Source organism: Saccharothrix coeruleofusca (genome assembly GCF_014648515.1).
Classification (GTDB): domain Bacteria; phylum Actinomycetota; class Actinomycetes; order Mycobacteriales; family Pseudonocardiaceae; genus Actinosynnema; species Actinosynnema coeruleofuscum.
In genome coordinates, this window is record NZ_BMRG01000004.1 from 19,898 (window position 1) to 41,711 (window position 21,814).

20 protein-coding genes are annotated in these 21,814 nt (G+C 73.3%); 12 read left to right on the forward strand and 8 right to left on the reverse strand.

What is annotated here, in order from left to right:
- Positions 1-2: 2 nt before the first annotated feature.
- The 5 genes from IEZ00_RS12305 to fabD are packed head-to-tail and all read right to left on the reverse strand — an operon-like array spanning position 3 to position 6,058.
- Entirely contained in the window at positions 3-761 is a 759-nt protein-coding gene (locus IEZ00_RS12305) for an enoyl-CoA hydratase-related protein (protein WP_189223364.1), read from the reverse strand.
- Positions 752-1,984: a hydroxymethylglutaryl-CoA synthase family protein gene (locus IEZ00_RS12310; RefSeq protein ID WP_189223365.1), complete on the reverse strand. Its 1,233-nt coding sequence runs from the start codon at positions 1,982-1,984 to the stop codon at positions 752-754. Before IEZ00_RS12310 ends, IEZ00_RS12305 begins: the two co-directional genes overlap by 10 nt.
- 28 nt (positions 1,985-2,012) lie before the next feature.
- Positions 2,013-2,912 (reverse strand): DUF6039 family protein, encoded by a 900-nt coding sequence (locus IEZ00_RS12315; protein ID WP_189223366.1) that lies wholly within the window; start codon positions 2,910-2,912, stop codon positions 2,013-2,015.
- Positions 2,913-2,957: 45 nt separating this feature from the next.
- Positions 2,958-3,755 (reverse strand): thioesterase II family protein, encoded by a 798-nt coding sequence (locus tag IEZ00_RS12320; protein WP_229795525.1) that lies wholly within the window; start codon positions 3,753-3,755, stop codon positions 2,958-2,960.
- Positions 3,752-6,058 carry an ACP S-malonyltransferase gene (gene fabD / locus IEZ00_RS12325; RefSeq protein WP_189223367.1) on the reverse strand — a complete coding sequence of 769 codons (2,307 nt, stop codon included), beginning with the start codon at positions 6,056-6,058 and terminating at the stop codon, positions 3,752-3,754. The genes IEZ00_RS12320 and fabD overlap by 4 nt, the downstream gene beginning before the upstream one ends.
- 195 nt (positions 6,059-6,253) lie before the next feature.
- Between fabD and IEZ00_RS12330 the strand changes: the two genes are divergently transcribed.
- The 5 genes from IEZ00_RS12330 to IEZ00_RS12350 are packed head-to-tail and all read left to right on the forward strand — an operon-like array spanning position 6,254 to position 11,252.
- Positions 6,254-8,044 (forward strand): non-ribosomal peptide synthetase, encoded by a 1,791-nt coding sequence (locus IEZ00_RS12330; RefSeq protein ID WP_189223368.1) that lies wholly within the window; start codon positions 6,254-6,256, stop codon positions 8,042-8,044.
- Between the two features lies 1 nt (position 8,045).
- Positions 8,046-9,011 carry a chlorinating enzyme gene (locus tag IEZ00_RS12335; protein WP_189223369.1) on the forward strand — a complete coding sequence of 322 codons (966 nt, stop codon included), beginning with the start codon at positions 8,046-8,048 and terminating at the stop codon, positions 9,009-9,011.
- Positions 9,012-9,024: 13 nt separating this feature from the next.
- Positions 9,025-9,276, forward strand: coding sequence for a phosphopantetheine-binding protein (locus IEZ00_RS12340; protein WP_189223370.1), 252 nt, complete (start codon positions 9,025-9,027; stop codon positions 9,274-9,276).
- Complete coding sequence (locus tag IEZ00_RS12345) at positions 9,276-10,511, forward strand: beta-ketoacyl synthase N-terminal-like domain-containing protein (RefSeq protein WP_189223371.1); 1,236 nt, start codon at positions 9,276-9,278, stop codon at positions 10,509-10,511. The genes IEZ00_RS12340 and IEZ00_RS12345 overlap by 1 nt, the downstream gene beginning before the upstream one ends.
- 27 nt (positions 10,512-10,538) lie before the next feature.
- The gene (locus IEZ00_RS12350) at positions 10,539-11,252 is read left to right on the forward strand and encodes a PIG-L deacetylase family protein (protein WP_189223372.1); all 714 of its coding nucleotides are present in this window, start codon (positions 10,539-10,541) and stop codon (positions 11,250-11,252) included.
- 59 nt (positions 11,253-11,311) lie between these two features.
- Here the strand turns inward: IEZ00_RS12350 and IEZ00_RS12355 are convergent, their stop codons facing one another.
- Positions 11,312-12,250, reverse strand: coding sequence for a Crp/Fnr family transcriptional regulator (locus tag IEZ00_RS12355; RefSeq protein ID WP_189223373.1), 939 nt, complete (start codon positions 12,248-12,250; stop codon positions 11,312-11,314).
- A gap of 290 nt (positions 12,251-12,540) precedes the next feature.
- Between IEZ00_RS12355 and IEZ00_RS12360 the strand changes: the two genes are divergently transcribed.
- The 4 genes from IEZ00_RS12360 (at position 12,541) to IEZ00_RS12375 (ending at position 15,860) form a co-directional block, all read left to right on the forward strand.
- A complete protein-coding gene (locus IEZ00_RS12360) occupies positions 12,541-12,918 on the forward strand; it encodes a VOC family protein (RefSeq protein ID WP_189223374.1) in 378 nt (125 codons plus the stop codon).
- Positions 12,919-13,047: 129 nt separating this feature from the next.
- Positions 13,048-13,440, forward strand: a complete 393-nt coding sequence (locus IEZ00_RS12365) for a DUF3224 domain-containing protein (protein ID WP_189223375.1) — start codon at positions 13,048-13,050, stop codon at positions 13,438-13,440.
- Positions 13,441-13,493: 53 nt separating this feature from the next.
- The gene (locus IEZ00_RS12370; RefSeq protein WP_189223376.1) at positions 13,494-14,627 is read left to right on the forward strand and encodes a winged helix DNA-binding domain-containing protein; all 1,134 of its coding nucleotides are present in this window, start codon (positions 13,494-13,496) and stop codon (positions 14,625-14,627) included.
- Positions 14,628-14,693: 66 nt separating this feature from the next.
- A complete protein-coding gene (locus IEZ00_RS12375) occupies positions 14,694-15,860 on the forward strand; it encodes a DegT/DnrJ/EryC1/StrS family aminotransferase (protein ID WP_189223377.1) in 1,167 nt (388 codons plus the stop codon).
- Positions 15,861-15,913: 53 nt separating this feature from the next.
- On the opposite strand, the gene IEZ00_RS12380 is transcribed toward IEZ00_RS12375, so the two are convergent.
- Together IEZ00_RS12380 and IEZ00_RS12385 are read right to left on the reverse strand one after the other, a co-directional pair.
- Positions 15,914-16,825: an aldo/keto reductase gene (locus IEZ00_RS12380; protein WP_189223378.1), complete on the reverse strand. Its 912-nt coding sequence runs from the start codon at positions 16,823-16,825 to the stop codon at positions 15,914-15,916.
- Positions 16,822-18,015, reverse strand: a complete 1,194-nt coding sequence (locus tag IEZ00_RS12385) for a nucleotide disphospho-sugar-binding domain-containing protein (protein ID WP_189223379.1) — start codon at positions 18,013-18,015, stop codon at positions 16,822-16,824. The genes IEZ00_RS12380 and IEZ00_RS12385 overlap by 4 nt, the downstream gene beginning before the upstream one ends.
- 149 nt (positions 18,016-18,164) lie before the next feature.
- On the opposite strand from IEZ00_RS12385, the gene IEZ00_RS12390 reads away from it, so the two are divergent.
- The 3 genes from IEZ00_RS12390 (at position 18,165) to IEZ00_RS12400 (ending at position 21,761) form a co-directional block, all read left to right on the forward strand.
- Positions 18,165-19,370 carry a class I SAM-dependent methyltransferase gene (locus IEZ00_RS12390; protein ID WP_229795527.1) on the forward strand — a complete coding sequence of 402 codons (1,206 nt, stop codon included), beginning with the start codon at positions 18,165-18,167 and terminating at the stop codon, positions 19,368-19,370.
- Between the two features lie 92 nt (positions 19,371-19,462).
- Positions 19,463-20,926, forward strand: coding sequence for an MFS transporter (locus IEZ00_RS12395; protein WP_189223380.1), 1,464 nt, complete (start codon positions 19,463-19,465; stop codon positions 20,924-20,926).
- A 64-nt stretch (positions 20,927-20,990) separates the two neighbouring features.
- Complete coding sequence (locus IEZ00_RS12400) at positions 20,991-21,761, forward strand: TylF/MycF family methyltransferase (protein ID WP_189223381.1); 771 nt, start codon at positions 20,991-20,993, stop codon at positions 21,759-21,761.
- Positions 21,762-21,814: the final 53 nt, after the last annotated feature.

Sequence of the window (21,814 nt, forward strand, 5' to 3'; positions counted from 1 at the left end):
GGTCAGCTCTCCCACGGGTAGCGGCCGTGCGCGGCGTACGCGGTCAGCCGGTCCCGCACCCGCGGCAGCGCCATCAGCCGGTCCAGCTCCTCCACCGCGAGCCGTCGGGTGTCGTCGGTGATCGCCCACAGCGCGCCCGCGTAGCGCTTGAGGTCGCCCACGGTGGCCCCGTCCAGCTTGCCCGCCCGGAACACCAGCCGCCGGACCGCCTTGGCCGGGTCGTCGGCGACCTCGTCGACGAGCCCGCACGCCGCTGCCTCCGCGGTGCCGAGGGGACGGGTGGTCAGCGCCATGGCGTACGCCCTCTGGAAGCCGGTGCGGCGGATCAGGAAGGGCAGCACGCAGCACGGCAGCAGACCCCACAGCGCCTCTGGCAGCGCGAAGGTGCTGCGGGGTGTGGCCAGCACCAGGTCGCACGCGGCCAGCAGCCCGACACCGCCGCCCGCGACCCGGCCGTCGACCACCGCGGCCACCACCAGGGGGGTGCGCGTGAAGCGCCGCAGCAGGTCGAAGAACCGGCCGCCGGACTCCTGCGGGCCGGGGGTCCGCGCGGCGTCCACCAGGTCCATGCCGGTGCTGAACACCCCCGGTTCGGAGGTGATCAGCAGCACCCGGCACCGGGTGTCGGCCTCGGCCGCGTCCAGCTCGTCGTGCAGCCGCCGGACCAGCGCGTCGTCGATGGTGCCTGCCTGGCCGCCCCGGTTGACGCAGACCTCGCGCACCAGCGGGGACGCCACGGCGCGGGAGCGGCTCAGGTCCACCGGTACTCCCGGTGGAAGTCGCGGATGCGGTCCAGCACCAGCAGCCCGCGACCGTCGAAGCGGGTGTCGTAGACCCGGCCGTACCGCGCTGGGTCGAACACCGCGTCGCGGGTGCCGAAGGCGCTGTCGGCGAGCCCCTCGACCAGCCGGTCGTACTCGTCGACGGCCAGCTCGCACCGGTCCGCCACGGCCTTGCCCACGCCCATCCCGCCGACCAGCTCGGCCGCGCCGGCGGGCACCACGCCGCTGTAGAACTCCGACGCGCACCCCGAGCCGTACGAGAACAGTCCCAGCCGCCGGGGCCGGTCGGTGGGCCCGTGGTCGATGGCCGAGCACAGCGCCAGGTACAGCGAGGCGGAGAACAGGTTGCCGACCGCGCCGGGGTACTCCAGCGAGGCGGCGACGCGGGCCCGGAAGTCAGCCTCGACCTCGTCGGGCGGCAGCGGGTGGAACCGGCGCAGCAGCGCGCGGTGCGCGCCCTTGACCATCCCGGCGAACGGCGTGTGGAACACCAGGCCGTCGAAGGTGGCCACGGCGTCCACCCCGGCCACCGCGGCCGAGTAGGCGGCGAAGCTGTGCTCCAGGCAGTCCAGGTAGGCCAGCAGCGACACGTCCGGGTCGACCACGTCCACGTCGGTCGCGGGCCGGGCGGTGTCCATCACCTCGTAGGTGTGGAACCCGCTGGCGCCCTGGTCCAGCTGGAGGACCCCGGCCTGCCTGCCGACCAGCATCGCCACCGCGCCCGCGCCCTCCGACGGCTCCCAGTAGCTGCCGCGCGACACCGCGCTGGGCGCGTCGGTCGCCACGACCAGGGCGCGAGCCCGCGGGGACGCGCTCGTGGCGACGATGCCCACCGCGGTGCGCAGCGCGGCGGTGCCGCCGTAGCACGCGTGCTTGACCTCGAACGACCGGCAGCGCGCGGGCAGCCCGAGGTGGTGGTGCACGTAGGTGCTGATGGACTTGCCGAAGTCCAGACCGGATTCGGTGCCGACCACCACCAGCTCCACCTGCTCCCGCTCGGCCGGGGACAGGGTGTCGACCAGCGGCTTGGCCGCGTTGACCGCGTTGGTGACCGGGTCCTCGCACGGCAGCCCGACCGACCGCTGCCGCATCATCAGGTTGTCGAACCGGGCCATGCTCAGCCCGCGCCGCGAGAACAGCTCGCGCACGTCCACGCAGGCGCGGCCGACGTACGCGTTGATCGCCTCGATGCCGAGGGCCATCCGGGCCTCCCCGCCCCTCGTCGTCCGATCAGGACTTCCCGCCACCGGGCGCCTGCGGCAGCAGCAGCGTGTCCCGCACGCTGTCCTGCACGAACAGCCGCTGCCAGGTGCCGCCGCCCTTGGAGTCGTGGATCCGCTGCTTGCGGTGGACGCGCTCCGCGGTGGCCGGGCTGCGGTCCAGCTCGACCAGCCGCCAGTAGTCGTCCGGCTCGCGCAGGTGGATCATCGAGTAGATGCGGTCCTGCTTGCCGAAGTTCTCCTCGAACAGCAGCACCGTGACCGAGCCCGCCAGCTCGCGGTTGACGTGCTCCTGCCAGTCGTAGGCGAACAGCCTGCCCTCCTCCCGGAACTCGTACTTCACGTGGGCGGTGCGCAGCACGATCGCGCCCGCGTTGGCGGAGTTGAGCTGCACGTCCAGCGGCTGGCTGGTCTGGTTGCGGGCGGAGGGGACGTAGTTGTCCACTTCGGCCTCCTCGTCGTGGTGGTGGCCGAGGCCGTGCTGGGGCACCAGGACGCGCTCCTCGATGCTGCCCTCGACGAAGATGCGCTCCCAGTTGCCGTGGCCCTTCTCGGGCAGCCGGTCGACGGTGTTGATCTGCTGCACCCGCTTGTCGTGGTCGACCATGTCGAGCAGCTTGCGGTACTCGTTGGGCGAGCGGAGGTGGATCAGCCAGTGCAGCCTGTCCCGGACGCCGAAGACCTCCTCGTAGCAGTAGGTGCTCGCCACGCCCGCCTGCTTGTCGTTCATGTAGCGCAGCAGGTCGACGCTGAAGCCCCGGCCCTCCTCCGCGAACTCGTAGTTGAACCGGCCCTGCCGGTAGATCACGAAGCCCGCGTTGCCCGTGTGCAGCAGCCGGTCCGGGGCGAGCGAGGTCTGGTCCTGCGCCCTGGTCACCGCGGCGGTCCGGGGTGGGGTGGTGGCGGTCATCGCGCGTCCCTTCTCGTGCGTGGCGGGAGGTCCGTGGTGCCGGTTCTACCCGTGCGGGTCGGGGGATCGCTGTTCACGATTGAGCAGGGGACCGGCCACCGCCTCGACACCGCGCCGCAGGTCCGCCCGGATGGCCGCGAGCAGCTCGGCGGGAGCGCCCTTGAGGTAGAAGTGGTCGCCGTGGAATACCCGCAGGGTGAACTCCCCGGTCGTGGCGTGCCGCCACGCGGCCACCTCCTCCAGGTCGGCCTCGGGGTCGGCGCCCCCGACGAGCGCGGAGACCCGGCAGCGCAGCGGCGGCCCCGGCAGCGGCGCGTAGGTTTCGTTGACCTCGAAGTCGGCGCGCAGCGACGGGGTGAACAGCGCCCGCAGCCCGGCGTCGCGCAGCACCTCCGGCGGGGTGCCGTTCAACCGACCCACCTGGTCGAGGAACTCCGCCTCGGGCAACGGGTGCAGCGGCGGGCGCCGCGCGGGCAGGTGCGGCGCCCGCCTGCCGGAGGCGAACAGGCACAGCGGGTGGTGCCCCTCGGACTCCAGTCTGCGCGCCACCTCGTAGGCCAGCACGGAGCCCATGCTGTGACCCAGCACGGCGAACGGCCGGTCGACCCGCCGCGCCACCGCGCGGGCCAGCGGCCCGACGATGTCCTCGGCGCGGGTCAGCGGCCGCTCGCGCAGCCTGCGCTCCCGGCCCGGCAGCACGACCGGGAGCACCCGCACGTCCGGGCGCAGCGCTTCCGCCCACGGCCGGAAGAATCCGCCCCCGCCCCCGGCGTGCGGGACGCAGAACAGCAGCACCGGCGCGTCGCCACCCGCGCCGGACCCGGTGATCCAGTCGCCGGTCACGACGGGCCGACCCCGACGGCGGGTGAGGGCGCCCGCTCGGCGAGCGGTCCGCCCGCCACGGCGTCCAGCCGCTCCCGCAGGTACCGCGCGGTGGCGGTCATCAGCCGCTCCGCGACCACGTCCACGTGCCTGCGCCGCCGGTCCTCCAGGTCGGTCCCCGCGACCCACCGGTTGAACGCGCCCATGGCGGGGCCGCAGTGCACCTGGAAGTTGACCCGCTCCCGCTCGACACCCCGCAGCGCCACCGCGGTGGAGTGGCGGAAGTACCAGCGCAGCACCAGGCCGAGCTTGCGCTTGGGGTCGCGCTCGGCGCGGACCAGCTCGTCGGGCCTGCGGGCCGCGAGGTGGTCGCGCACCTCCGCCCACACCGCGTCCAGCGGCCTGCCGAAGACGTCGCGCTCCAGCACGGCGCGGGTTCCCGGTTCGATCTCCTCCACCCCGCCGCAGCCGCGGTAGAGCTGGTGCAGCCGGTTGGCCCTGACGGCGAACAGCGTGCCCTTGCGCACCACCTGCACGCGGGCCCCCGCCTCGAACATGTCGCCCGCGGGCGCGTAGCCGGTGTCCTGCACGTCCAGCGCCGCGAGCATGTCCTTGACCGCCTCGGACGTGCCCGCCTCCGGGGTGCACTGGTTGATCGACCCGGTCACCACGAAGTCCGCTCCCAGCAGGAACACCGCGGCCAGCGCTTCCGGCGTGCCCAGGCCGCCCGCCGCGCCGACCCGGACCGCGCCCCGACCGGCGACCTCGTCCGCCAGCCGCCGCACCGACGGCAGCAGCGCCAGGGCGACGCCGCCGTCGGTGTGGCCGCCGGAATCGGCCTCGACGCAGAGGTCCTCGCTCACCGGCAGCGAGGCCGCCACCGCGGCCTCGGCAGCGGTGAGGCGGCCCTGGTCGACCAGGCGGTCCACCACCGCCCGCGGCGGCGGTCGCAGGAACGCCGCGGCCACCTCCGGCCGGGAGACCTTGGCCAGCACGCGGTTGACCGCGACCGGTCGCCCGGTCCGGTCGACGTGCGCGCCCGCGTAGCGGTAGCGCACCAGCGCGGGGGTGATCCTGGTGTAGGCCGCGGCCTCCACGTGCCGGACACCGCGGCGCAGGTACAGGTCCACCACGGCTTCCTCGGCGTCCGGACGGTCCGGTGTGGACAGCAGGTTCGCGCCGTACCGGCCGTCCCGCCCGAGGGCGGCCTGGATCTCGCCGAGCGCCTCGTCGACCCGCTCGACGCGCAGGCCGCCCGCGCCGAAGAAGCCCATGAGCCCGGCCCTCCCCATCCTGATGACCAGGTCGGTAGAGGAGATCCCGTGGTACATCGACCCCGCCAGGTAGGCGTAGCGCAGGCCGTAGTCGGCGCGGAACGCGGTCGAGCCGAGCTGTTCGGGCCGGGGTTCGGCGGTGCTCGCGGCCGGGCGCGCCGCGGCGGTCGCCCCGCCGCCCCCGGCGTCGCCGACCGGGGCGGGGCGGCGCGCGGACCGCAGGGCGGACCGCCACAAGCCGGTCAGCACGGTGCCGGGACCGACTTCCGCCACCTCGGTCACCCCGCTGTCGAGCAGGTGCGCCATGCACCGCGCCCACTGGACCGGGCGGTGGACCTGCTCGGCCAGCAGGCGGCGCACCGAGCCAGGGGGGTAGGGGAGCCCGGTGACGTTGGACAGCACGGGCAGCGCGGGATCGGCCACCGCCACCCCGGCCAGGTGCCGGGCGAACTGCTCGGCGGCGGGCCGCATGGCGCGGGAGTGGAACGCGCCGCTGGTCTTCAGCGGCACGCACCGCCCTCCGCGAGCGCGGATCTCCCGCCGCAGGGCCTCCAGCGAGGACCGCGGTCCCGAGAGCACCACCTGATCGGCCGCGTTGTGGTTGGCGATGTCGACGTCGTCGTACCCGCCCTCGGCCAGCAGTGCCGACACGGTCCCGGCCGTCGGTCCGACCACGGCCACCATGCCGCCCCCGGTCGCCAGGGACATCAGCTCACCGCGCCGCCGCACCAGCTCGACACCGGTGGGGAAGTCGAAGCTGCCCGCGGCGAACAGCGCGACGTACTCGCCGAGGCTGTGCCCCGCCAGGAAGTCCGGCGGCGGTTCGTCCTCGGCCATGGCGAGGTGGCTCAGGACCCCGACCACGAACAGAGCGGGCTGCGCGTAGCGGGTGTCGCCCAACCGGTCGTGCGGGTCTTCCAGGCACAGCTCGGTGACCGAGTGGCCGAGCACGGCGTCGGCGACCGCCACCAGATCGGGGTGCCGCTCGAACAGCCCCGCCCCCATCCCGCGGTGCTGGGAGCCCTGCCCAGGGTACAGCCACGCCCTCATCGCACCTCCTCCGTCGCCCGGACCGTAGGAGGCGGCCTGCCGGGGTGCTGCTCAACACTGCGCCCCGGCGCGACCTCCCGGCGCTGAATAAAAGTGAGCAGAGGCGGTCGCCGGACGTGGTTAGCGTCCTGACGACGCAAGGGGATCCCGGTCCGCCGCGTCGCCCGCACCCCGGCCCCGACAGAGAGGTGCTAGATGACTGCGCGATGCCTGCACACGTTCTTCGAACGCCAGGCCGCCCGTTTCGCGGACCGGGCGGCGGTCACCGTCAGCGGACAGCGGCAGCTGACCTACGGCGAGCTCAACGCGTCGGCCGACCGGGCCGCAGCGGCGCTGCGCCGGGCGGGCGTGCGCCGCGGTTCGCTGGTGGGCCTGTGCGTCGACCGCTCGGCCGACCTCGTGGTCGGCGTGCTCGCGATCCTCAAGGCGGGCGGCGCCTACGTGCCGCTGGACCCGGCCTACCCGGTCGAGCGGATCGACTTCCTGCTCCGCGACACCGGTGTGGACCTCATCGTCTCGGTGTCCGCGGTCGCGTCCGCCGTGGACGGCCCCGGCCGCCGGGTGCTGCTGCTCGACCGCGAGGAGGAGTGGCCCTCGGGTGACGAGCCCGTCCAGGACGAGCCCGCCGGGCCCGCGGACCCGGCCTACGTGATCCACACGTCGGGGTCGACCGGTGTGCCCAAGGGCGTGCCCATCACCCACGAGCAGGTGATCGGCCTGTTCGAGCAGACCGGCCCCGCGCTGGAGCTGGACGACCTGGACGTGTGGACGCTGTTCCACTCGATCAGCTTCGACTTCTCCGTCTGGGAGATGTGGGGAGCCCTGCTGCACGGTGGGCGGCTGGTCGTCGTCGACACCGACGTGGCCAGGACACCCGCCCGCTTCGCCGAGCTGTTGGCGGCCGAGCGGGTGACCGTGCTCAGCCAGACCCCGTCGGCGTTCAGCAGACTGGTGGACCAGGTCGACGGGGCGGACAGCCTGAGGCTGGTGGTGTTCGGCGGTGAGCGGCTGGACATGGGCGTCCTGCGCCCGTGGATCGCCCGGCACGGCGACCGGTCGCCGCAGCTGGTCAACATGTACGGCATCACCGAGGTCACGGTGCACGCCACCCTGCGGCGCATCGAGGCCGCCGACCTGGACCACCCCGACGTCAGCCCCCTCGGCGCGCCGCTGCCCCTGGTGCGGGTCGAGCTGTTCGACGAGGACCGCCGTCCCGTCCCCGATGGCACGCCGGGCGAGATCCTGGTCAGCGGGCCGGGCGTGGCCTCGGGCTACCTCGGCAGGCCGGAGCTGACCGCGGAGCGCTTCGTCGAGCTGGGGGGCGTGCGCTGGTACCGCTCGGGCGACCTGGCCGTCCGGGTCGGCGGAGAGCTGCGCTACCTCGGCCGGACCGACCGGCAGCTGAAGGTGCGCGGCTACCGGGTCGAACCCGCCGAGGTGGAGGCGGTGCTGCTGGAGCACCCGGAGATCACCGCCGCGGTGGTGGTCGACGACGACCACGGCGACGGCGACGTGCGCCTGCTGGCCGTCGTGGCGGCCGCGGTCGACCGGCCGGACCGGGACGTCGACCGCCTGGCCGGGGAGCTGGCCCGGCTCGCCGCCCGGCTGCCCGCCCACCTGCGCCCCTCGGACTACCGGGTCGTCACCGACCTCCCGCTGACCCCGCAGGGCAAGCTCGACCGCGCGGCACTGCGGTCGGCGGCGACCGGAGCGAGCGCGGTGCCGGGCGACGGCGCGAGCGGTGACGAGGCGGTGGTGCGCGCGATCGTCGCGGAGATCACCGGCCGCCCGTCCATCGGCCCGGACGACGATCTGTTCGAGCACGGCGTCACCTCGCTGGCGTTCGCGCGGATCATCGCCGCCGTCAACGACCGGTTCCGCGCCGGGCTGACCGGTGCGGAGCTGGAGGAGCCCACGATCACCTGCCTGGCCGGCTGCGTTGCCGCGCGAACCCGGCGGGCCGACTTGCAACAGGTAGGAGGATGACATGTCCGGTGACAGCTTCGCGCTGAGCGCGGAGGAGCTGGCGAGCTTCCACAGCCGTGGCTACTTCGGCCCCTTCCAGGTCTACGAGGTCGAGGAGATGAAGGCGCGCTGGCGGCGCGAGCGGATGCGGCTGATGGACCGCAGCCACGCCATCTACCAGGGCGACGCCGCCGAGTCCGGCAACACCAACATCGCCAACTACGACCGGCACATGGACAACGCGTTCCTGGCCGACCACATCGTCAGGCCGGAGATCGTCGACCGGGTGGCCAGCGTGCTCGGCCCCGACGTGCTGTGCTGGCGCAGCGAGTTCTTCCCCAAGTACCCCGGCGACGAGGGCACCGACTGGCACCAGGCCGACACGTTCGCCAACGCCTCGGGCAAGCCGCAGATCCTGTGGCCGGGCGAGGGCGAGGACTTCGGCGGCACGCTGACGGTGTGGACCGCCTTCACCGAGGCGAACGAGGAGACCGGCTGCCTGCAGTTCATCCCCGGCACCCACCGCAGCATGTTCTACGACGAGACCAAGCGGATGCACTACGACCCGGACAAGATCAACAAGGTGGACAAGGACGGGGTTCGCCGCGGGTTCTTCGGCTACGACTACCGGGACCTCCAGATCGACCCGGACTGGAAGCCGGAGGAGTCCAAGGCGGTGTCCATGGTGATGCGACCAGGGCAGGCGATCATGTTCTGGTCCACGCTCATGCACGCCTCCCTGCCCCACGCGGGCAAGACCGACGAGATGCGGCTGGGCTTCGCGGGGCGGTACGTGCCGACCTCGGTGCGGGTGTACCCGGACACGGACGTGGTCGAGGAGTACGGCGGCTCGGTGTCGCTGGAGAAGTGGGGCGCGGTGCTGGTGTCCGGGCAGGACACCCACGGGCACAACCGCATCGCCACGCACACCACGCTGGGGCACCCGTTCACCACGCGCGCGTCCGGTGTGGGCGCGGCCAACGGCTGATCGGGGAGGCGCGGTGGGCGGCGCGGTGGACGAGTCGGCGGTCCTGGAGGCGGTCAGGCGCAACGTCCTGGCGGTCGTGCCGGACCTCGACCCCGAGCTGATCACGCCGGATCGGTCCCTGGCCGACCTCGGCTGCAACAGCATCGACCGGGCGGACGTGGCGGCGATGACCGTGGACGACCTCGGCATCACCGTGCCCGTCGCCGAGTTCGGCGGCGTCGCCGACATCGGCGACCTGGTCCGGCTGCTGGTGAGGCACTGCTGATGCCGCCGGGGGTCGTGGTCACCGGGATGGGCGTGGTCAGCGCGATCGGGCGGGACGTGCCGTCCTTCACCGAGGCGCTGCGCGGCGGCCGGACCGGGATCACCGACCCGGCGGGTGCGCGGATCACCGGGTGGTCCTTCCCGGACGAGGTCCACCGCCTGCGCGAGCTGCCCGCGCGGCTGCGCGACCGCGCGACCCGCGTGGCCGCGCGGTCGCCGCTGCCGCTGAGGGTCGCGGTCGTCGCGGCGCTGCAGGCGTGGGCGTCGGCGGAGCTGCACGACCGCCCCCTGCCACCGGAGCGGGTCGGCCTGGTGGTGGCGGGCAGCAACCTGACCGCGCGGTACTGCCACGACGCCCAGGCCGAGTGCGCCACCCGGCCGGGGCGGTTGCGCCCGAGCTTCGCCCTCCGCGCGCTGGACACCGACCACGTCGGCACGCTCAGCGCGGTCCTGGGCACCACGGGCGAGGGCTGCACCGTGGGCGGGGCGTCGGCGTCGGGGTCGGTCGGCCTGGTCGCGGGGGCGCGGCTGGTGTCCTCCGGCGAGGTGGACGCCTGCCTCGTGGTGGGTGCGATGCTGGAACTCGGTCCTCTGGAGCGGCGGGCGCTGACCGCGCTGGGCGCCATGGCGCCGCCGGGAGGCGACCCGACCGCGATGTGCCGCCCCTTCGACGCGGGCCGCCGCGGTTTCGTCCCAGGCGAGGGGAGCGCCTGCCTGGTGCTGGAGTCCGCCGCCACCGCCCGGCGGCGCGGCGTGGCGGCGGTCGCCGCTTTCGCGGGCGGCGTGACCCGCTTGGCGGCCAACAACCTCGCCGATCCCGACGAGGAGGTCGAAGCGGCCGTCATCGCAGGGGCGCTGCGGCGCGCGGGCGTCCGACCGCACGAGCTGTCCTATGTGAACGGTCACGGCTCGGCGTCGCCGCTGGGCGACGCGACGGAGGTCCGCGCGCTGAGGGCCGCCCTGGGGGTGGATTTCCGCGTGCCCGTGGTCAACTCCACCAAAGGGCTGACCGGGCACTGCCTGACCGCCGCGGGCGTGGTGGAGGCGGTGGCCGCGGTCGTGCAGCTCGACGGGGGTTTCGCCCATCCCAACGCCAACCTCGACCACCCGATCGACCCGGAGGTGCGGTTCGCGGGCCCTGTGGCCCGGTCGATGCCGGTCGAGGTGGCTCTGTCCAGCAGTTTCGGTTTCGGCGGGTTCAACTCGGCGGTCGTGTTCACCAGGCCGGCCGGGTGAGTCGCGCAGGCGTCACGGGAGGAAGAGATGTCGGACCAGTTGCAGCCGATGCCGGAGGACTGGGAGCGGGCCCTGGCGGTGGTGGCCCACCCCGACGACATCGAGTTCGGGGCGGCCGCCGCGGTGGCGGCGTGGACGGAGGCGGGCAAGGCCGTCCACTACTTGCTGCTGACCAGGGGCGAGGCGGGCATCGACGGGGTCGAGCCCGCCGAGGCGGCCCGGCTGCGGGAGCAGGAGCAGCGCGCCAGCGCCGCACTGGTCGGGGTCAAGGACGTGGAGTTCCTCGACCACCCCGACGGGGTGCTGGAGTACGGGGTGGCGCTGCGCCGCGACATCACCGCCGCGCTGCGCAAGCACCGGCCGGACCTGGTCATCGGGTTCAACCACCACGAGCTGACCATCAGCGGGAAGTGGAACTCGCCGGACCACCGCAACGCGGGCCGCGCGCTGATCGACGCGGTGGGCGACGCGGGCAACCGGTGGGTGTTCCCCGACGCGGGCCCGTCGCCGTGGCACGTGCGCTACGTCGCCATCGCGCAGTCGCCGCACCCCACCCACGCGGTTGACGTCACCGACACCCTGGAGGCGGGCATCGCCTCGCTGGAGGCGCACCGCAGCTACCTCGCCGGGCTCAACCCCCCGATCACCGACGTGCGCGGTCCGATGACCGGGTTCGCCCGGCAGGTGGGGAAGAGGTTCGGCGACCGCCCCGCCATCGCCCTGGAGCTCTACGCGCGGTGAAACGTGAGCGCTTGTGCCGGGGATCGGCACAAGCGCTCACGGGTCCGCGCGGTCCCCACTCAGAGGTCGGGGTCCTCGACGTAGTCGGCGATCCGGCGCTCGTGCACCGCCAGCGGCCACGGACCGGTGGCCTCGACCAGCCGGATGTCGCGGAACCGCTTGAGGAAGTAGCCGACCCTGGAGCGGGTGGTGCCGACGAGGCCACCCAGCTCCTCGTGGGTGATCCGGTGGGGGAGCAGCAGCAGCTCGCCGCGCCGCACGCCGAGCTTGCGGCCCAGGCGCAGCAGAGTGGCCGCCAGCCTGCGCTCGCTGTCCAGCGTAACGAAAAGGGAAATCGTTTTCTGTTGCTGGGCGATGCGGTCGGCCAGGTAGCGCAGCACCTCCGCCCGCAGGGAGCCGTCGGACAGTGAATCCACGAAATGATCGCGGCGCACCGTGCGGAGCACGGTGGGCAACATCGCGGTGGCCGTTTCGGTTCGCCCGCGGCCGAGCAGGCAGGACTCCCCGATCAAGTCGCCCGCGGTGTGGATGTCGAGCAGGCAGAATTTCCCGACGGCGGAGTAGGTCATCGTTTTGACGCACCCGGATTCGATGGTGTAGAGCGCATCGCCCGGTTCGCCGCAGTTGTAGAGGCTGTCGTGCTGCGGCAGTCGGAGCGTCGGCGTGGGCAGGCCCGTGGCGCGCAGTCGTTCGGCCAACCTCCCGGCGGGGGTCCGCGTCGGTCGTTGCGCGGGGGCGCACCCGGCCAGCCGCTCGGGCGCCACCCTGGGCAGCGGCACGCCGGGGAGCGTCCCGTCGTCAGTCGGGTCGGGGGTGAACGACTCCAGGTGGTCGAGTCGGCCGACGACGTGCATGTCGCCGCACCGCAGGGAATTCTGCGGATAGGACTCCAGGGTGAGCGAGGCCGTCGTACCCCTGGAGCCGGGGAGCAGGTGCATCAGGAAGCCGCCGTCGCGGTCCTCCCGGCCGGGCTGTTGCTGCAGACATCGCGGTTCCATCGCTGGTATTTCCCCCATGTGTGCGGCGGAGATGAGGTTGCCAACGGCAGACGGAACCTCTACCGATTTCGCAACCTGGTCTGCAAGAATTTTCCGGTAGATTCCCCAAAAATGGGCTCCCCCATGGCTACCACTCCGTATTGGCCGATGTCAACGACCCGACGCGCGTTGGGCGGTTTGCGACGTTCGCTCATCCGCAGTCAATCCCCGGTGCGGGTGGGTAGTACCTCCAGAACTCTGTTGGTACTGTTCCGCTCGGTATCCGACACGTAACTGGAGGTAGTTCTACGATGACTGCAGTGGGGCGGTTGGCCGCGGTGACCCTGGACTGCGCCGACGCCAAGAACCTCGCGGCCTTCTACCGCGGCCTGACTGGCTTGGAGATCGTGCACAACGACGACGACGGGTGTTACCTGTCCGGGCCGGAGGGCGGGGTGGCCATCGCCATCCAGCGGGTGGCCGACTACCGCCCGCCGCAGTGGCCCACCCAGGACGTGCCGCAGCAGATCCACCTCGACATCGACGTCGCCGACCTCGACGAGGCGGAGCGGCAGGTGCTGGAGCTGGGCGGCACCAAGCCGGAGCCCCAGCCGAACGCGGAGCGCTGGCGCGTGATGCTGGACCCGGCCGGGCACCCGTTCTGCCTGGCGCGCTTCGGCGGCAGCTGACCCCGCGCGGCGGGCCGCGCGCTCGTCGTCGCGTGCTCACCGTTGATGTGCTCACTGTTGAGCTGCCCGCCTCCGGCGGTCGCCCTACCTTGCCAGTCGACCGGAACCGCACGAGGTCAGGAGAGACTGGTGGGCACACAGGCGAAGAGCGGGTTCGAGGTGCTGACGTGGGAGCAGAACCCGCTGGACGGCGACGGCGTCATGGTCACCCGCACCACGTCGCGCCACCGGCTGACCGGTGACGTCGACGGCGAGGCCATGGCGGAGTTCCTCATGGCGCACCCGACCGAGTCCGAGGCCGAGATCGTCGGGCTGTTCCGGGTCACCGGGGCCGTCGGCGGCCGGTTCGGCTCGTTCGTGCTGCGGGCCCACCTGACCTTCAGCGGGGGCGCGGTGCAGGGCGAGCTCGCCGTGGTCTCCGGATCGGGCACCAACGAGCTGAGCGGGCTGTCGGGATCGGGCGAGTACCGGTCGGAGGGCACGCGGGTGGGCGCGATCACCCTGGAGTACGACATCGCCTGAGCCGTCCGGCGCGCCACGGCCACGGCCACGTCCAGTCGAGGAGGCCACCCACCGTGAGCGGGAAGCCCATCACCACCCGCGCGCTCAACCGGGCGCTGCTGGCCCGCCAGGGCCTGCTGGAGCCGTTGGCGCTGCCGGTCGTGGCGGCCGTCGAGGCGATCGGCGCCATCCAGGCCCAGTCGTGGGCCGCGCCGCCGGTCGCGCTGTGGTCCCGGCTCGCGGGCTTCCGCGCGGAGGACCTGCACGCCGCCCTCGCCGGGGGCGAGCTGGTCGCGGGCACGCTGCTGCGCGCGACCCTGCACGTGGTCAGCGCCGCCCAGCACCCGGACTACGCCGTGGTGGCCGAGCGGTCCGGCGCGTGCGACTGGCGGCGGGCGAAGGGCGAGCCGCATCCCGACTCGGCGGCCCTGCGCCCGGCGGTGGCGGCCTTCGCCGCCGACGAGCCGCGGTCGGTCGAGGAGATCTCGGCCTTCGCCGAGCAGTGGGCCGCCGCCCGGCCGGGTGTCGTGGGGGCGGAGGAGCTGGCGTTCCAGCGCGAGCACAAGTGGCGACCGCTGCGCACCGGGCCCTTCCTGGTGCGGGTTCCCGGTGACGGCCGGTGGGCCAAGGAGCCCAAGCACTACCGCGCGGCGCCACCGGTCGGGCAGCGCGCCACCGAGGCCGCGCTGGACGCCGTGGTGAGCCACCACCTGCGGGCCTTCGGGCCCGCCACGGTCGAGGACGTCGCGTACTGGACGGGCTGGAGCACACCGGGTGTCCGCGAGTCCCTGGAGCGGCTCGGGGACACCCTGGTGCGCTTCACCGACGAGGCGGGCAGGCAGGTGCACGACCTCGTGGACGCGCCGCGCCCCGACGAGGGGGTGCGCGTCGGGCCCCGTTTCCTGGCCGCGTTCGACAGCGCGCTGCTGGCCTACCACGCGCAGCGCCGCGAGCGCGTCCTGCCCGAGGCGCACCGCGACGCGGTCTCGGTGCGGGCCAACCTCCAGATCAAGCCGACGTTCCTGCTGGACGGCGTGGTGGCGGGCCTGTGGTCCTCGACGGCCAAGCGCCGCACGGCGGTGCTGACGCTGACCCCGTTCGCCGCGGTCAAGGCCGCCGACCGCCGGGCGCTGACCGCGCAGGGCGAGCGGCTGCTGGAGTTCCTGCACCCCGGCTGCGCCGAGCGCGAGGTCGTGCTCGCGGGCTGAGCGGCCGCGACCCACCTGATCAGTGTTGAGCAGCACGGGAACCGGCGCGCGAGCAAGCTCGTGGCCATGGCTCAGGAAGACGTTCGACCCGCGATCGAATTCCCGACGTGGCCGCAGATGGGGCCGGAGGAAGCGGAGGCCGCCCGCGAGGCGGTCGCCGCCAACCAGATGTCCCAGCTGGTCGGCCGCAGGCTCGTCGAGGAGTTCGAGGAGAAGCTCGCAGCGCACCACGGCGTGCGGCACGCCGTGGCGGTCAACACGGGCACCAGCGCAGTGCACCTGGCCCTGGCATCGCTGGGGGTCGGCGAGGGCGACGAGGTCATCGTGCCCGCGCACACGTTCGTCGCATCGGCCAGCCCGGTGCTCTACCAGGGCGCCACGCCGGTGTTCGCCGACGTCCGGGCCACCGACTACTGCCTGGACCCCGAAGAGGTCGAGCGCCGGGTGACCCCGCGCACCCGCGCCGTGGTGGCGGTGCACCTCAACGGCTGCGCGGCCCCCCTGGCCGAACTGCGCGAGGTCTGCGACCGCCGCGGCGTCGCCCTGGTCGAGGACGCCGCCCAGGCGCACTGCACCCGCTACGACGGCAAGCCGGTCGGTGGCTTCGGCGCGCTGGGGTGCCTCAGCTTCTGGCAGGACAAGATCATCACCACCGCGGGCGAGGGCGGCGCGGTGCTGACCGACGACGACGCGCTGGCCGAGTCGGTGCGGCTGCTGCGCAGCCACGGGGAGGAGCCGGTGGCGGGCCCCCGGCGGCTCTACCACCACTCGGTGCTGGGGTACAACTACCGGCTCACCGCGCCGCAGGCCGCGGTGGGCTCGGTCCAGATGGGACGCATCGCCGAGTACGACGAGCGCCGCAGGCGCAACAGCGACCTGCTGGCGCGGCTGCTGGCCGACGTGCCGGGCGTGCTGCTGCCGCAGCCGTCCCCGGCCGCGGACCCCTGCTGGTGGAAGTACACGTGCGTGCTCGACCGCCAGCGGACCGGGATGACCGCGGCCGAGTTCACCGGCAGGCTGCTCGCCGAGGGCTACCCGGTGCTGCCGCGCTACCCGATCCCGCTGCACCGGCAGCCGGTGTTCGCCAAGGTGGTGAACACCAGCGACTCCTTCCCGGTGGCGGACATGCTGTCCGAGCAGGCCTTCTCGCTGCCGGTGCACCCCGCCATCACCGACCGGCACGTCGAGGCGATCGTCTCGGCCATCGCGCGGACGATCGCCTCGGGCGCCTGACCGACCGGTTCCCGGTGCCCCACCGCGCGGCGGGGCACCGGGAAGCTCGCGGATCAGGGCGTTCCCGCCCCGCTCTCCAGCCAGCGGCACTCGGCCGCGGTCAACCGCACCTCCACGCCCGCGAGCGCGGTCCGCAGCTCGTCGGTCGAGCGCGGGCCGATGATCGGGTACGCCGGGAACGGCTGCGCGAGCACGTAGGCCAACGCGATGTTGATGACCTCGACCGAGTGGCGCCGGGCCAGGACCGCCGCGCGCTCGCGCCGCTCGCGGTTGGCGGGGGTGTCCCAGCACCGCACCATGTTCGGGTCCAGCAGCGCGGGGTCCACGCCGGAGAAGAATCCCCGCGCCTGCGAGGACCACGGGAACAGCGCCGTCCTGGTGGCGGCGAGGTGCTCCCGCCCCGCCCGGTCCACCGCGACGCAGCCGGGGTACAGCGGCTCCACGGGCTCGGCGAGCGAGAAGTGGTTGCTCAGCGCCGTGAAGCCCTGCCCGGACACGCGGGCGGCGTGCTCGTCGGCCGCCCGCACCCGCTCCACGCTCCAGTTCGACCCGCCGTAGCAGCGGATGCGCCCGGCACGCACCTCGGCTTCCAGCGCGTCGACGAACTCGTCCACCGGCACCTCCGGGTCGTCCCGGTGCAGCAGGTAGACGTCCAAGTGGTCGGTGCCCAGGCGGTCCAGGGACTCGGTGAGCTGCGGCCCGATCGCCTCGGGGCGGCAGTCCGGCGGGTGCGCCCCCTTGCCCACGATCACCACCTCCTCGCGCACGCCCCGCTCGGCGAGCCACGCGCCGACCGTCACCTCGGACCGGCCGCCACCGTAGACGTGGGCGCTGTCCAGGCAGTTGCCCCCGGCCTCCAGGTACGCGTCCAGCAGGGCGTACGCGCCGGCGTCGCGGCACCCCGAGGTGCCCAGCACGCAGCGCGACACCTTCAACGGCACGTGCGGCACATCGCCGTGGATCATCGGACCGCCTCCCTCAACGCCTCGACCGCCGCCGCGGGGGACGGCTGGGCCATGACCTCGTCCCGCAGCGCCCGCGCCGCCGCGGGGTACTGCGGCTTGGTGAGCACCTCGTCGACCGCCGCCCGGACCGCGCCCTCGCTGCCCGCCACCGCGGGGACCGGGACGACGGCGCCGGTGTGCGCGAACCGCTCGGCGTTGAACGGCTGGTCCGCGATCGCCGCGGCGACCACCTGCGGGACCCCGTAGTAGGCGGCGGACATCGCGGTGCCCGCGCCGCCCTGGTGCACGATCGCCGAACAGCCGCCCAGCAGCGCGTGCAGCGGCACCAGCTCGGCGAACCGGGCGTTGGCGGGCAGGTCGGTCAGCTCGGCGCGCTGCGCGGGCGTGCCCGCGACGACCACCTCGGCGTCCGCGCCGGACAGCTCGCGCAGCAGCTCGGGCAGCAGGACCGAGTCCTGGTTGCGCAGGTTGCGGGTGAGCAGCCCCATGGTGACGCAGACCCTGGGGCGCCGCGGCGGCTCGACCGTCCACCGGGGAGCCTCGGCCGGTCCGTTGTAGGGGATGTAGCGCATCCGCAGCCCGTCCACGCCGGGCAGCTGCGCGCTCGGCGGGCAGGTGTCCAGCAGCGCCGTCCCGCCCCACTCGGCCCCCGCGCCGCCGGGTTCGGCGCCGAAGCGGCCGTACAGGTCGGACAGCCAGCGGTCGCGCCCGCCGGGGTCGGCCTCCTCGGCGGCGCGCCCCAGCCGGGTCAGCAGGTCCGGGCCGTAGAGGAACCGCGCGCTGGGCACCCCCGTCAGCCGGGCCGCGATCGGGCCCCCGAAGGTCATCCAGTCCCAGACGACCAGGTCCGGTCGCCACGCCCGGCAGAAGTCGGTCAGGTCGGGAGCCATCGCGTCGGCCAGATCGGTGATCCGGGTGGTGGTGTTGCGCCACATCCGCCGGTAGTCCGGCACTGACCCCGGCGGGGGCAGCTGGTCGACCGGCTGCACCCGGTCGCGGGCCCGCGCCGACAGGAAGTCCACGTCCTCGCCGACCGCGACCGCGGTCAGGCCGGTGCTGCGGATGGCCTCGACGAGCGCGGGCTGGCTCGCCACCCGGACCTCGTGGCCCGCCGCGCAGAAGGCCCAGCCCAGCGGCACCATGTGGTACATGTGCGTGGCCCACGCCCAGCTGGTCAGCAGTATTCGCATGACCGCGATGGTCGCCGCGCTCCCGCTCCGGTTCTGCTCAATCGGGCGCAGTGCCGACGCCGCTCAGCTTTGAGCAGTCCGCCCCCCGACCGCTGCCTAACCTGCCGGACGTCGGCTGGTGCGAGCACAGCGGTACGGGGAGGAACGGCGTGACCGATCTGCTGAACACCGAGGAGCTCGAGAGGCTCATCGCCGCCGCGGGCGGACCGGACCGCGCGCTGGACGAGGTGGTGACCGAGCTGGGCGCGGACCGGGTGAACCGGGTGCTGGTCGACGAGATCGCCTTCCGCGCCGACCTGCCGGACGTGGACCGGCTCACCGAGGTGGGCCTGGACGTCGAGCACGGCGGCGCGACGACCTCGTTCACGTTCACGGTGCGGCCGCACGAGCCGGTGCGGGTGTCGGAGGGGGTCGGCGACCGGATCGCCCAGAGCGTCGCGTACTCCTGCGCGGACCTGGTCCGCGAGCTGTTCGGCAGCGCGCGCGAGCACTACGCGAGCAGGCGGGCGCTCAAGTCCCGCTTCGAGGTGGCCAACATCCCCGGCAAGAACCGGCCCTCGCTGGAATCGGTCCTGGCCATGCAGAAGGCCACCGCGGCGGTGCTGAGCGGCATCGACTCCCGCCCACCGGACCTGGGGGCGCTGGCCGCCAGGTACTACTCGGACAAGTGGGGCGGGCTGCACTGGTTCACGCCCCACTACGAACGGCACCTGCGCGGCCTGCGCGACGAGCCGGTGCGGGTGCTGGAGATCGGCATCGGGGGCTTCCAGGGGGCCGAGTCCGGCGGGGGTTCGCTGAACATGTGGCGGCGCTACTTCGCGCGCGGCCTGGTGTTCGGCGTGGACCTGTTCGACAAGTCGCCGTTGGACAGGCCGCGCGTGACGACCCTGCGAGGAGACCAGAACGACCCCGCCACGCTGACGGAGATCGCGCGCCGCCACGGCCCCTTCGACGTGGTCATCGACGACGGGAGCCACGTCAACGAGCACATCCTCACCTCGTTCGCCGCGCTGTTCCCGCACGTGCGCACCGGGGGCCTGTACGTCATCGAGGATCTGTGGACCTCGTACCTGTCGGGCTACGGCGGCGACGACTCCACCACCGCCGGACCGCGAACCGGCCTGGGACTGGTCAAGCGGCTCGTCGACGCGCTGCACCACGAGGAGCACCCGCCCGCCCTGCGCGGCGAGCGGTTCGCCGAGGGGGCGGGCATCGCCGGGCTGCACGTGTACCGCAACATCGCCTTCATCGACAAGGGCGTCAACCTCGACGGCGGAATCCCCTTGTACATCCCGAGAAAGGCCTTCGCGCCGAACGCGGGCGCGGCAGGAGGTCCGACTTCCTCATCCGGGTGACCACCCTGGTATACCATCCGGTGACTCTGAGTGATCATGTGGGGGCCGCCGCGAAGCTCGCACCGCGTGCCCGCGCACCAGTTGAGGAGGCGATGTCGATGGGGCGGACCGGACCGGGCACGACAGCGGAGGGGGTCGGTGGGCCGCTGTCGCCGCGGGTGCGCTCGATGGCCACCGCGGGCGCGCTGATCGCGGTCGTCCTCGCCTCAGTGGACGTCATGATCGTGGCCACCGCCATGCCGGACATCATCGACGAGCTGGGCGGCCTGGAGCTGTACCCGTGGGTCGGGGTGTCCTACGGCGTGGTGGCCGCGGCGTTCATCCCGGTGGCGGGCAAGCTCGGCGACATGTTCGGCCGCAAGCCGTTCATCCTCGCGGGCCTGCTGGCCTTCGTGCTCTCGTCGCTGCTGGCCGCCGTGGCGCGGGACATGGGGGTGCTCGTCGCGGGCCGCACCCTGCAGGGCGTCGGCGCGGCCGTGCTGACCGCGAACGTCTTCGCCCTGCTGGGGGAGATGTACTCGGCCGAGCGGCGGGCGCAGGTGCAGGGCGTGTTCTTCAGCGCCTCGGGGTTCAGCATGGTGATCGGGCCGCCGCTGGGCGGCCTGCTCACCGACGCCCTCGGCTGGCGGTGGATCTTCTACATCAACGCCCCGCTGTGCGCGCTGGCGTTCGTCGCCATGCTCGGGATACCGCTGGCGCGGTCGGCGGCCAGTTGGCGCGACATCGACTTCCTCGGCGTGCTCACGCTGCTGTGCGGCATCGGCCCGCTCCTGGCGGCGGTCTCCCTGGCGGGGGAGGGGCGTTCCTGGGGCGCGCCCGAAGTGCTCGTGCCGCTGGTCGCGGGTGTGCTCGTGCTCGTGCTGTTCTACCTGGTCGAGACCCGCGTGGCCACCCACCCGGTGCTGGACTTCAGCCTGTTCCGGGTCAACCAGGTCGCGGTGCTGTCGGTGGTGGCGTTCTTCTCGTCGTTCGCGATGGCCGCCACCACCTTCTACGTCCCCCTGCTCTACCAGGGCGTGCTCGGGGTCAGCGCCACCGCGTCCGGCGGCCTGCTGATCCCGATCGCGGCCGCGATGATGCTGGTCCCGCCGGTCGTGGGCAAGCTGCTCCCGTCGGTGCCGAGGTACCGCTTCCTGGGCACCGCGGCCTTCGCCGCGATGGTCGGCGGGCTGCTGCTGCTGACCCTGGTGGACCCCGGCAGCGGAGGAGTGCTGCCGGTGGTCGCGATGGTCCTGGTGGGCATCGGCATCGGAGTGTCGTTCCCGCTGGCGACCACGGTGGTGCAGAGCGCCGTCCCCCCGGAGCGGCTCGGCGTCGGCACCAGCCTGGTCCAGTTCTGGCGGACCGTCGCGGCGCCGGTGTCCATCGCCGTGCTCGGCGCCTTCCTGGGCAGCGGTGTCCAGGCCGACGGGACCACCGCCGTGCCACCGGCCGAGCTGGCGGGCGCGATGCACCAGGTGTTCCTGGTCGGGGCCGTGCTGACCGCCATCGGCCTGGTGGCCACCCTGCTGCTCAGCGAGGTGCCGCTCAAGGCGCCGCCCAAACCCGGCAAGTGAGCAAGCCGCCGTCGGCGTGTCGGCCCCGAGCCGCGGTCGGCGCGCCGACGTGGGAAGGAAACCAATGGACAACGGGGTGCAGCTCTACCTGGACCTGCTCAAGAAGACGCTGACCAACGTCATCTACGAGGACCCGTCGAACCCCGCCTACCCCACCGGGCCCGCCGACCCGCGGCCGCACGGGGACTACGACCCGACCCGCCGCGCAGGCGGTGAGGACTGGCCGCTGACCGCGCACACCATGGTGGGGCTGAAGCGGTTGGACAACGTCCAGGAGTGCGTGGAGCGGGTGCTGGCGGACAACGTGCCCGGCGATCTGATCGAAACGGGGGTCTGGCGCGGCGGCGTGTGCATCTTCATGCGCGGGGTCCTCAAGGCGCACGGGGTGCACGACCGGACGGTGTGGGTGGCGGACTCGTTCCAGGGGATGCCGCAGGTCGGCCCCGAGGGCAGGCCGCGCGACCACCGGATGAAGATGCACGAGTTCAACGATGTGCTGGGCATCCCCCTGGAGCAGGTGCGGGAGAACTTCCGGCGCTACGACCTGCTCGACGAGTCGGTGAAGTTCCTGCCGGGCTGGTTCCGCGACACGATGCCCACCGCCCCGGTGGAGCGGCTCGCGGTGCTGCGCTTGGACGGCGACCTCTACGAGTCCACCATGGACGTCCTGGAGAACCTGTACCCCAAGCTGTCCGTCGGCGGTTACGTCATCATCGACGACTACGGCCTGCGCACGTGCGCGGAAGCGGTGCACGACTACCGCGACGCCCACGGCATCACCGAGGAGATCGTCACTGTCGACAAGTTCGGCGTGTACTGGCGCCGCACCTCCTGACCCGCGCGCAATTGTGGGCGGTGGCCCGGCTCCGGTCTCCCTAGCGTCGTTCC

Excerpts from the sequence above, each read along its gene's own strand:
- IEZ00_RS12360 (WP_189223374.1), top strand. The coding sequence starts at position 12,541 with ATGACTGCAGTGGGGCGGTTGGCCGCGGTGACCCTGGACTGCGCCGAC.
- IEZ00_RS12400 (WP_189223381.1), top strand. The coding sequence starts at position 20,991 with ATGGACAACGGGGTGCAGCTCTACCTGGACCTGCTCAAGAAGACGCTG.
- IEZ00_RS12380 (WP_189223378.1), bottom strand. The coding sequence starts at position 16,825 with ATGATCCACGGCGATGTGCCGCACGTGCCGTTGAAGGTGTCGCGCTGC.
- IEZ00_RS12310 (WP_189223365.1), bottom strand. The coding sequence starts at position 1,984 with ATGGCCCTCGGCATCGAGGCGATCAACGCGTACGTCGGCCGCGCCTGC.
- IEZ00_RS12375 (WP_189223377.1), top strand. The coding sequence starts at position 14,694 with ATGGCTCAGGAAGACGTTCGACCCGCGATCGAATTCCCGACGTGGCCG.
- IEZ00_RS12385 (WP_189223379.1), bottom strand. The coding sequence starts at position 18,015 with ATGCGAATACTGCTGACCAGCTGGGCGTGGGCCACGCACATGTACCAC.
- IEZ00_RS12335 (WP_189223369.1), top strand. The coding sequence starts at position 8,046 with ATGTCCGGTGACAGCTTCGCGCTGAGCGCGGAGGAGCTGGCGAGCTTC.
- fabD (WP_189223367.1), bottom strand. The coding sequence starts at position 6,058 with ATGAGGGCGTGGCTGTACCCTGGGCAGGGCTCCCAGCACCGCGGGATG.
- IEZ00_RS12395 (WP_189223380.1), top strand. The coding sequence starts at position 19,463 with ATGTCGATGGGGCGGACCGGACCGGGCACGACAGCGGAGGGGGTCGGT.
- IEZ00_RS12345 (WP_189223371.1), top strand. The coding sequence starts at position 9,276 with ATGCCGCCGGGGGTCGTGGTCACCGGGATGGGCGTGGTCAGCGCGATC.
- IEZ00_RS12355 (WP_189223373.1), bottom strand. The coding sequence starts at position 12,250 with ATGGAACCGCGATGTCTGCAGCAACAGCCCGGCCGGGAGGACCGCGAC.
- IEZ00_RS12315 (WP_189223366.1), bottom strand. The coding sequence starts at position 2,912 with ATGACCGCCACCACCCCACCCCGGACCGCCGCGGTGACCAGGGCGCAG.
- IEZ00_RS12350 (WP_189223372.1), top strand. The coding sequence starts at position 10,539 with ATGTCGGACCAGTTGCAGCCGATGCCGGAGGACTGGGAGCGGGCCCTG.
- IEZ00_RS12330 (WP_189223368.1), top strand. The coding sequence starts at position 6,254 with ATGACTGCGCGATGCCTGCACACGTTCTTCGAACGCCAGGCCGCCCGT.